This window comes from Caulobacter sp. B11 (assembly GCF_002737765.1).
Classification (GTDB): domain Bacteria; phylum Pseudomonadota; class Alphaproteobacteria; order Caulobacterales; family Caulobacteraceae; genus Caulobacter.
Genome location: NZ_PEGG01000069.1, coordinates 1 through 8,413, shown reverse-complemented (window position 1 = coordinate 8,413; position 8,413 = coordinate 1). Strand labels below are relative to the sequence as shown.

Below are 8,413 nucleotides of genomic sequence, written 5' to 3'. Positions count from 1 at the left end.
AATTTACGACGTAAACAATAAGCCTTTCGACAGGCGCCAGGTGAGGAACGGCCATGGACGGGCGAGGTTCGCATCAATCCTTTTCTGAGCGGCAATTTCGCGCCCTTGCGCAGCGAAGACGACTTTGAGCTGCCGGTGGAGGGCAAGCTGCCCGCCGGCCTGTCGGGCACGCTGTATCGCAATGGCCCCAACCCGCAGTTCGAGCCGCGCGACGCCAATTATCACTGGTTCGTCGGCGACGGCATGCTGCACGCCTTCACCCTCGGCCAGGGCAAGGTCACCTATCGCAATCGCTGGGTCCGCACCAACAAGTGGAGGCTCGAGCACGACGCGGGCCAGGCCCTGTTTGGCAGCTGGGGCAATCCCATGACCACCGATCCGTCGGTGATGGGCGCCGAGAGCGGCGTGGCCAACACCAATATCGTCCAGCATGCCGGACGGCTGCTGGCGCTGGAAGAAGCCCACGCGCCCTTCCAGATCTCGGGACCCGAGCTCGACTCGATCGGCAGCTTCGATCTGGGCGGCAAGGTCACCGCCCACCCCAAGACCTGCCCCTTGACGGGGGAGATGGTGTTCTTCGCCTATGCCGACGACCCCATGCCGCTCTCGAGCAAGGTCAGCTGGGGCGTGGCCGACGCGACCGGAAAGCTTCTGAAGCGTGAGACCTTCGAAGCCCCCTATTGCTCGATGATCCACGATTTCGCGGTCACCCGCGACCATGTGGTGATCCCGGTCCTGCCCCTGACCGGCAGCCTGCAGCGGGCCATGGCCGGCAAGCCGGCCTTCGCCTGGGAGCCGGAAAAGGGCGGCCAGCTGGCGGTGATGCGCCGTGATCAGGGCGTGGCCAGCCTCCGCTGGATCGAGGCCCCCAAGGGCTATGTCTTCCACGTCATGAACGCCTATGACGAGGGCGAGACGATCATCGTCGACGTGATGCGTTACGCCTCCGCGCCGCTGTTCCCCAACGCCGACGGGACGCGGGGCGAGAACGCGGCGGCCTATCTGGTGCGCTGGACGATCGACCTGACGACCGGGACGGTGACCGAGACGCCGCTCGACGATCTCGCCGGCGAGTTCCCGCGTTTCGACGAGCGGCTGTCGGGCCTGCCCTATCGCCACGGCTGGTTCGTCGGTCAAAGCCTCAAGCCCGGCGACTTCCGCGCCAACATCATCGCCCATATCGACCTTGAGACCGGCCAGCGGACCGACTGGACCGTGCCGGCGGGCGACGCGATCTCCGAGGCGGTGTTCACCCCCGCCTCGCCGGACGCGCCGGAAGGCGAGGGGTGGCTGACGGCGGTGGTCTATCGCGGACAACTGAACTTCAGCGAACTGGTGGTGCTGAACGCCCAGGACGTGGCGGCGGGGCCGGTGGCGAGCGCCAAACTGCCGAGACGGGCGCCGTTCGGCTTCCACGGGAACTGGGTGAACGCCTAGCGCCGGTCTTCCGGCGGGCGGGGCGCGAACAAGTGTTTGACTTGTTCGCGCCATCGCCTGTTACCTTCCCCCAACACTCAAGGGAGCGCCGCCATGGCCTGGGATTTTCTGGTCGCCAAGACCGATCTGCGGCAGACGCAAGTCCAGCCCGCGACCCTGCCGCCCCTGGCCGAGGGCGAGGTGAGGCTGGCGATCGACAGCTTCGCCCTGACCGCCAACAACATCACCTATGCCGTGTTCGGCGAGGCCATGCGCTACTGGGACTTCTTTCCGGCGGCCGAGGGTTTCGGCCGGGTGCCGGTCTGGGGTTTCGCGACGGTCGAGGCGTCCAACCATCCGGACATCGCGGTCGGGCAGCGGTTCTATGGCTATTATCCGATGTCCAGCCACCTCACCGTTCTGCCGCGCAAGACCCGGGGCGGATTCGCCGACTCCGCGCCGCATCGCCAGCATCTGGCGGCGGTCTATAATCAGTACACGGCAGTTTCGAGCGACGACGGGGCTGAGGCGCTGCGGGCCCTGCTGCAGCCGCTGTTCATCACCGGCTTCCTGATCGACGATTTCCTCGACGAGAACGCGATGTTCGGGGCGCGGTCGATCGTGCTGTCCAGCGCCTCGTCCAAGACCGCGATCGGCCTGGCCTTCCTGCTCAAGCAGCGCGGCGGGGCCAAGGTTGTGGGTCTGACCTCGGCGCGCAATGTCGCCTTCGTCGAGGCCCTGGGCTTCTACGACCAGGTCGTCACCTATGAGGCCTTCGCGGCGGCGCCGATCGCCACGCCGGCGGTGTTCGTCGACTTCGCCGGCGATGCGGGGGTGCTGGCCGCCGTGCATGGCCGGTTCGGCGACGACCTGGCCTACTCCTGCTTGGTCGGCGGCACCCATTGGGAAGCTGAGCGCGGCGCGGGCCATCTGCCAGGACCCAAGCCGATCCTGTTCTTCGCCCCCGACCGGGTCAAGAAGCGCCAGGAGGACTGGGGCCCCGGCGGCTTCGAGGCCAATTACGGCGCGGCCTGGAGCGCCTTCGTCGCCGACGCGGCGCGGTGGCTGAAGGTCGAGACCGCCCAGGGCCAGGATGCGATGGCGGCGACCTATCTGGCGGTGCTGGAAGGTCGGGCCGGCCCCGAGACCGGGTGCATCGTGCGGCCCTAGGCGCCTAGGCCGTCGCCGGGGAGCGCGGCGATCCTTACCGCCCCGCCATCGCGTCGATCACCGCCAGCACCTGCGGCCAGGCCGCAGAGGCCGGGTCGATCAACTCGAAATGGCCGGCCTCGGGAATGGTGATTTCCTCGACCCTGTCGCCCGCCGCCTTGGCCCGGGCCGCGAAATCGACGCCGAAGGCCGGCGGCACGATCGGGTCCATCTGGCCCGAGATCACCGCCAGCGGAACCTTGATCGGCAGGAAGGCGGGCGGCGAGGTGTCGGCATAGTCGGGCAGGGCGGCGCCGGCCGTCAGGCGGTCGATGGTGCCGGGACCGCCGCAGGCGTCAGGGCCGGTGGCGCGATAGGCGGCCAGGTCATTGATTCCGGCCAGGCTGACCGCGCCGCGGATCTTCAGCGGCTTGGCGACTCGCAGCGGGCTGGCCTTGGGCAGCCGGGCGCGGCCCGCCGCCCAGGTCGTCAGATGTCCGCCGGCCGAGTGCCCGGCCACCACCACCCGCTTGAGGTCCAGATGGTGCTCGGGCGCCAACTCGCGTAGCCGGTCCAGGCCGGCGGCGACGTCATTGTAGGTGCCCGGATAGCCGCCGCCCGGCTCGCCCAGCCGGCGATAGGCCAGGTTCCACACCGCATAGCCGCGCCCCTGCAGGTCCTTGGCCATATAGGCCATCAGCTCGACGCTGGGATATTCGGCCAGCCAGCAGCCGCCGTGGATCAAGACCACGACCGGGTGCTGGCCCGGTCCCTCCGGCAGCCACAGGTCGCCGAACTGCTCCGGCTCGGCGCCATAGGCGATATGGGCGGTCGCCGCGCCGCGCGGCTTGGCCAGCAGGTCGCTGAAGGTCTGGGGCGCGGCGAGGGCCGGGGCGGCGGCGATCAGGGACAGGGCTGCGGCGAGGCCGAGGAGGCGCATGAACAAGGAATCCGACGGGAGTTGGCTCCCAGCTAGGCCCGGCCGACGGTCCCACGTCAACGCTCCAGGCGTCGGGACTTCAGCACTCCACCCGGTTGACCGACAGGCCGACGGCCAGACCGCCCAGGGAGGTTTCCTTGTAGATCTCGCTCATGTCCTCGCCGGTGCGCTTCATGGTGGCGATCACCTTGTCGAGCGAGACGCTGTGCTGGCCGTCGCCCAACAGGGCCAGGCGGGCGGCGTCTATGGCCTTGATGGCCCCCATGGCGTTGCGTTCGATACAGGGGATCTGCACCAGCCCGCCGATCGGGTCGCAGGTCAGGCCCAGATTATGCTCCATGCCGATCTCGGCGGCGTTCTCGATCTGGGCGTTGGTCGCGCCGAGCGCGGCCGCCAGCCCGGCGGCGGCCATCGAGCAGGCCACGCCGACCTCGCCCTGGCAGCCGACCTCGGCCCCGCTGATCGAGGCGTTGCGCTTGTAGAGGGCGCCGATGGCGGCCGCGGTCAGCAGGAAGGTCCGCACCCCCTCGGCATTGCCGTTGTGGAAGCGGTGGTAGAAGCGCAGCACCGCGGGGATCAGGCCGGCCGCGCCATTGGTCGGGGCGGTGACCACCCGGCCGCCGGCCGCGTTCTCCTCATTGACCGCCATGGCCCACAGATTGACGAAGTCCATTGCCGCCAGCGGGTCGCTGATTTGCTTCTCCATCCGGCTCTGGATGGTCTGGTGGATCTGGCGGGCCCGGCGCTTGACCGACAGGCCGCCGGGCAGGATTCCATCCTCGCGCATGCCCCGGTCGATACAGGCCTCCATGGCGTGGAAGATCCGGGCGAGGCCGGCGCAGACCTCGTCCTCCGACATCCGGGCCGCCTCATTGGCCGCCATCACCCCGGCGATGGTCAGGCCCGCGGCCTGGGCGCGCTCCAGCAGATCGGCGCCGGACTCGAAGGGGAAGGGGACTTCGGGCCCCTCTTCGGGCGGGACGTTGCGGCCCATCTCGGCCTCGTCGCGCACGAAGCCGCCGCCGATCGAGAAATAGGTCCGCTCGGCCCGGACCGCGCCGGTCGCGTCGAAGGCGGTGAAGGTCAGGGCGTTGGGATGCTGGGGCAGGCGCTCATGGCCGGCCCAGACGATGTCACGCCCCTCGTCGAAGCCGATCCCGACCTCGCCCCCCAGGCTGATCCACTGGTTGGCCCGGGCCTGGGCCAGGGCCGCCTCGCCGGCGTCGGGGTCGAGTTCGGCGGGCACGAAGCCCATCAGGCCCAGCATCACCGCCCGGTCGGTGGCGTGGCCGCGACCGGTCAGGGCCAGGGAGGCGTAGAGCCGGGTCTCGACCCGGACGACCCGGGCCAGCTCGCCTGAGCCGCGCAGTCGCTCGACGAACAGCACGGCGGCGCTCATCGGCCCCATGGTGTGGCTGCTGGACGGACCAACGCCGAGCTTGAAGAGGTCGAAGACCGAGGCTGTCATGGTTTGAGCTTCAAGACTTTTTCAGGAGCGCCCTGACCCCCCAAACCCGCTCTCCCCGGCGAAGGCCGGGGCCCAGATTCAGCCTGAGCGACTTGAGTGATCGCGCCGAAGACCTCAGCCGTTCGACAGGCGCGGGTGGGCTCGATCTGGGCCCCGGCCTTCGCCGGGGAGTGCGGAAGTGGGGGCGGTCCGAGAGATCGAGCCGCCCAGCACATCATCTACTTCCGCTGCGCCATGGTCGCGTCGCGGACGGCCTTGAATTCCGAGCCCTCGCCCCATTCGGGCCAGCGGGTGGAATTGGCCAGGTCCAGGCCCAGGCCCTGGATCAGGCTGATGTCGGCGGCCATGCCGTCCAGCCGCCAGTTGTCGTTCCACTGGTCGGCGGGCTGGTGGTAGGCATTGGTCCGATAGGCGTCGGCGAAGGCCTTGCCGGCCGCGACGCCGCCCTCGACCAGGTCCTCGCCCGAGCCGAACGAGATGGCCGGCACGCCGCGCTTGGCGAAGGGGAAGTGGTCCGAGCGATAGAAGTAGCCGGCCTCGGTGGCGGGGTCGGGCGTATAGGTGCGGCCGACCTTCTTGCCGTGGGCGATCAGATCGTCCAGCAGGCCCAGCTTGGCGCTGCCCGAGATGGTGAAGTCCTTGGCCGGGCCGGCCGGATCCAGGGCGTCGGTGTTGAGCACGCCCACGGTCTTGGCCAGCGGATAGACCGGGTTGGCGGCATAGTATTCCGAGCCCAGCAGGCCCTTTTCCTCGGCGGTCACCGCCAGGAAGATCAGCGAGCGGTCGGGGCGCGGGCCCTTGGCGAAAAGCCGGCCCATCTCGATCATGGCGGCGATGCCGGTCGCGTTGTCGACGGCGCCGTTATAGATGGTGTCGCCCTTGGCGTCGGGCAGGCCGACGCCCAGATGGTCCCAGTGGCCGCTGAAGACCACCGTCTCGTCGGGACGCTTGGCCCCGGTCAGCCTGCCGACCACGTTCTTGGACACGATGACCTGGTGATCGACCGCATAGGCGGCCGAGAAAGTCGCGCCCTTCAATTCCACCGGCTTGAAGTCGCGGCTCTGGGCCTGTTTTTTCAGGGCGTCGAAATCCAGGCCGGCCGCCTTGAACAGCTCCACGGCGGTGTCGCGCTGGATCCAGCCTTCCAGGGCCGGATGCGACTTTGCCGGCTCCTTGCGGACGATGTCGAACATCGTGTTGGTGTTGGAATTCTTGACCGTCGCCCAGCCATAGGAGGCGGGCGCGGTTTCATGGACGATCAGCAGGCCGGCGGCGCCCAGACGTGCGGCCTCCTCGAACTTGTAGGTCCAGCGGCCGTAATAGGTCATGGCCTTGCCGCCGAAGTCGCCGGAGCCCGTTTCAAAGTCCGGGTCGTTGATCAGCACGACGACGATCTTGCCCTTGACGTCCAGGCCCTTGAAGTCGTCCCAGCTCCGCTCCGGGGCCTTGACGCCATAGCCGGCGAAGACGATCGGGGCGTTCTGGATCGCGACCGAATCGACATTGGTCATGGCCGCCCGGATCGAGATCTGCTCGCCCTGGTTCAGGGTGATGTGGCTGTCGCCGACCATCATATGGGCGCTGACCGGGCCCTTGATCTCGAACTTGCCCAGCGGCACGTCCTGGGTCCAGGCGCGCTTGCCATCCTTCAGATCGCCGCCGGGCTCCAGGCCCGCGGCCTGCATCTGGGCAATGATGTAGGCGAGCGTCTTTTCCTCGCCGGCCGTGGCCGGGGCCCGGCCCTCGAAGGCGTCGGACGACAAGATCTTGATGTGCTCGGCCAGCCTGGCGGGGTCGATCTTCGGCGCGTCAGTCGCGTGAGCCAGCATGGGGGCGCACAGCAGGGCGGTGGCGAGCAGCAGGCGTTTCATCATTGTCTCTCTTTGGAGCAATTTTGTTCGTTAGCCCGGACCGTAGCCGGGGTCATCGGCGAGGGGAAGCGCCTGTCGGTTCGATCATGGCCTGACCCGCGCCGGGGCCCGCGGACCTCAGGCCGGACTGACCCGCCGCGCATCCACCGCCCAGCGTTCCAGCCTTTCGCCGTCCCAGACGTGAAGGGCGTCATAGAGATTGATGGTCGGATCGCAGTGGCCGGGCCGCAGCCAGACGATGTCGCCGACCTTGGGCGCGTCGGGCGGAAAGGCCCGCGCCGGATCGGCGTCGGCGGCGCTGACGGCCCGGTCGAAGCCCAGGGGCTCGCGACCGCCGGCCTTGAGCACGTCGATCAGGGCCGGATGGGCGATCATGCCGTGCTCGTCGCCCATCGGCCGCCAGAGCGATCCCGGCGCCGCGCCGGCCATCACCTGGGCCGGCGGTCCGTCCATCGACATGCCCTTGAAGCCGGCGTCGACGACGACGTGGCTCTTGTGGCGGGCCGAGACCACGGTGGTGGCCACCATCAGCGCCGCCTCGAACGGCCAGGCGCCGCCGCCGGGCGGGCCGCAATCCTCGTACTCGACGTCCATCAACAGGTAGGAGCCGGCCTGCAGTTCGGTGAACACGCCGGAGGCCAGGTCGAAGGCGTGGGTGCCGGTGCCGCCGCCGGTGATGACCCCGGGCGGCAGGCCGGCGGCGGTCAGCTCGGCGACCAGGGCCTGGAGCACGGCGAAGGCCGCCTCGTCGGCGCTGCGCCGCAGGTCTAGGTCAGACAGGTGCTGAAGGTGGCCCAGATAGGCCTGGAGACCGGCGAAGCGCAGGCCCGGCGCGGCATCGGCGGCGCGGGCCAGGGCCAGGGCGTCGGCCGGATAGGCGCCGGTGCGGTGAGTGCCCAGGTCGAGGTCGACGACCAGGTCCAGGGTCGTCCCGGCCGCGACGGCGGCGTCGGACAGGCGGTCGATCTGGCCGGCGTCGTCGGCGGTCACCCCGATCCGGGCGCCGGACTTGGCCAGGGCGGCCAGCCGCGCGGCGCCCCACGGCGGCGGCGGGGCGGTGACCAGGATGTCGGCTATGCCGCCGGCCGCGAAGGCCTCGGCCTCGCCTACCGTTTGGGCGCACAGGCCCACGGCGCCGCGTTCGACCTGAAGGCGGCCCAGGGCGACGCACTTGTGCATCTTGCCATGGGCCCGGAGTCGCACGCCGGCGGCGTCGCAGAGCGCCTGCATCCGGTCGAGATTTCGGGTCAGGGCCGCGCGGTCGACGACCAGGAGAGGGGTCTGGGGCAAGGCTTCCGCGCCTGGAAATGTCATGGTTCTGCGATCCCCTCGCCGTCATCCCGCGGCTGTCGCTAAGATTTCGCCCGCCAACACCCGGGCATACAAGGCCGGATCGACATTTCCGCCCGACAGCACGACGGCCGAGGTCTTGTCGCGCACGTCGATCTTGCCGGCCAGGGCGGCGGCCAGGGCCACGCAGCCGCCGGGCTCGACCACCAGTTTGAGCATCGAGAAGGCGTAGCGCATGGCCTCGGCCACCTCGGCGTCGGTCACGGCGACAATCCCCGT

The 8,413-nt window shown here is 69.4% G+C and carries 6 protein-coding genes and 1 pseudogene; 2 read left to right on the top strand and 5 right to left on the bottom strand.

The genetic code is table 11. From position 1 onward, the window contains the following. The first annotated feature begins 105 nt into the window (after positions 1-105). Positions 106-1,437, top strand: coding sequence for a carotenoid oxygenase family protein (locus CSW58_RS04430; RefSeq protein WP_236627646.1), 1,332 nt, complete (start codon positions 106-108; stop codon positions 1,435-1,437). Between the two features lie 93 nt (positions 1,438-1,530). Then, on the top strand, positions 1,531-2,586 hold the full coding sequence (locus CSW58_RS04425) for a DUF2855 family protein (protein ID WP_099446463.1): 1,056 nt from the start codon (positions 1,531-1,533) through the stop codon (positions 2,584-2,586). Positions 2,587-2,620: 34 nt separating this feature from the next. Here CSW58_RS04425 and CSW58_RS04420 read toward each other — a convergent pair whose 3' ends face one another. The 5 genes and pseudogenes from CSW58_RS04420 to CSW58_RS04400 form a co-directional block, all read right to left on the bottom strand. Then, on the bottom strand, positions 2,621-3,505 hold the full coding sequence (locus CSW58_RS04420) for a S9 family peptidase (protein ID WP_099446462.1): 885 nt from the start codon (positions 3,503-3,505) through the stop codon (positions 2,621-2,623). A gap of 79 nt (positions 3,506-3,584) precedes the next feature. Further along, positions 3,585-4,973 carry an L-serine ammonia-lyase gene (locus CSW58_RS04415; RefSeq protein ID WP_099446461.1) on the bottom strand — a complete coding sequence of 463 codons (1,389 nt, stop codon included), beginning with the start codon at positions 4,971-4,973 and terminating at the stop codon, positions 3,585-3,587. A gap of 218 nt (positions 4,974-5,191) precedes the next feature. Continuing rightward, positions 5,192-6,844, bottom strand: coding sequence for a M28 family metallopeptidase (locus CSW58_RS04410; RefSeq protein ID WP_201721570.1), 1,653 nt, complete (start codon positions 6,842-6,844; stop codon positions 5,192-5,194). Between the two features lie 117 nt (positions 6,845-6,961). Further along, a complete protein-coding gene (locus CSW58_RS04405) occupies positions 6,962-8,158 on the bottom strand; it encodes an alanine racemase (protein WP_099446460.1) in 1,197 nt (398 codons plus the stop codon). 21 nt (positions 8,159-8,179) lie between these two features. Continuing rightward, positions 8,180-8,413, bottom strand: a pseudogene (locus tag CSW58_RS04400) (pyridoxal-5'-phosphate-dependent protein); the annotation flags it as partial.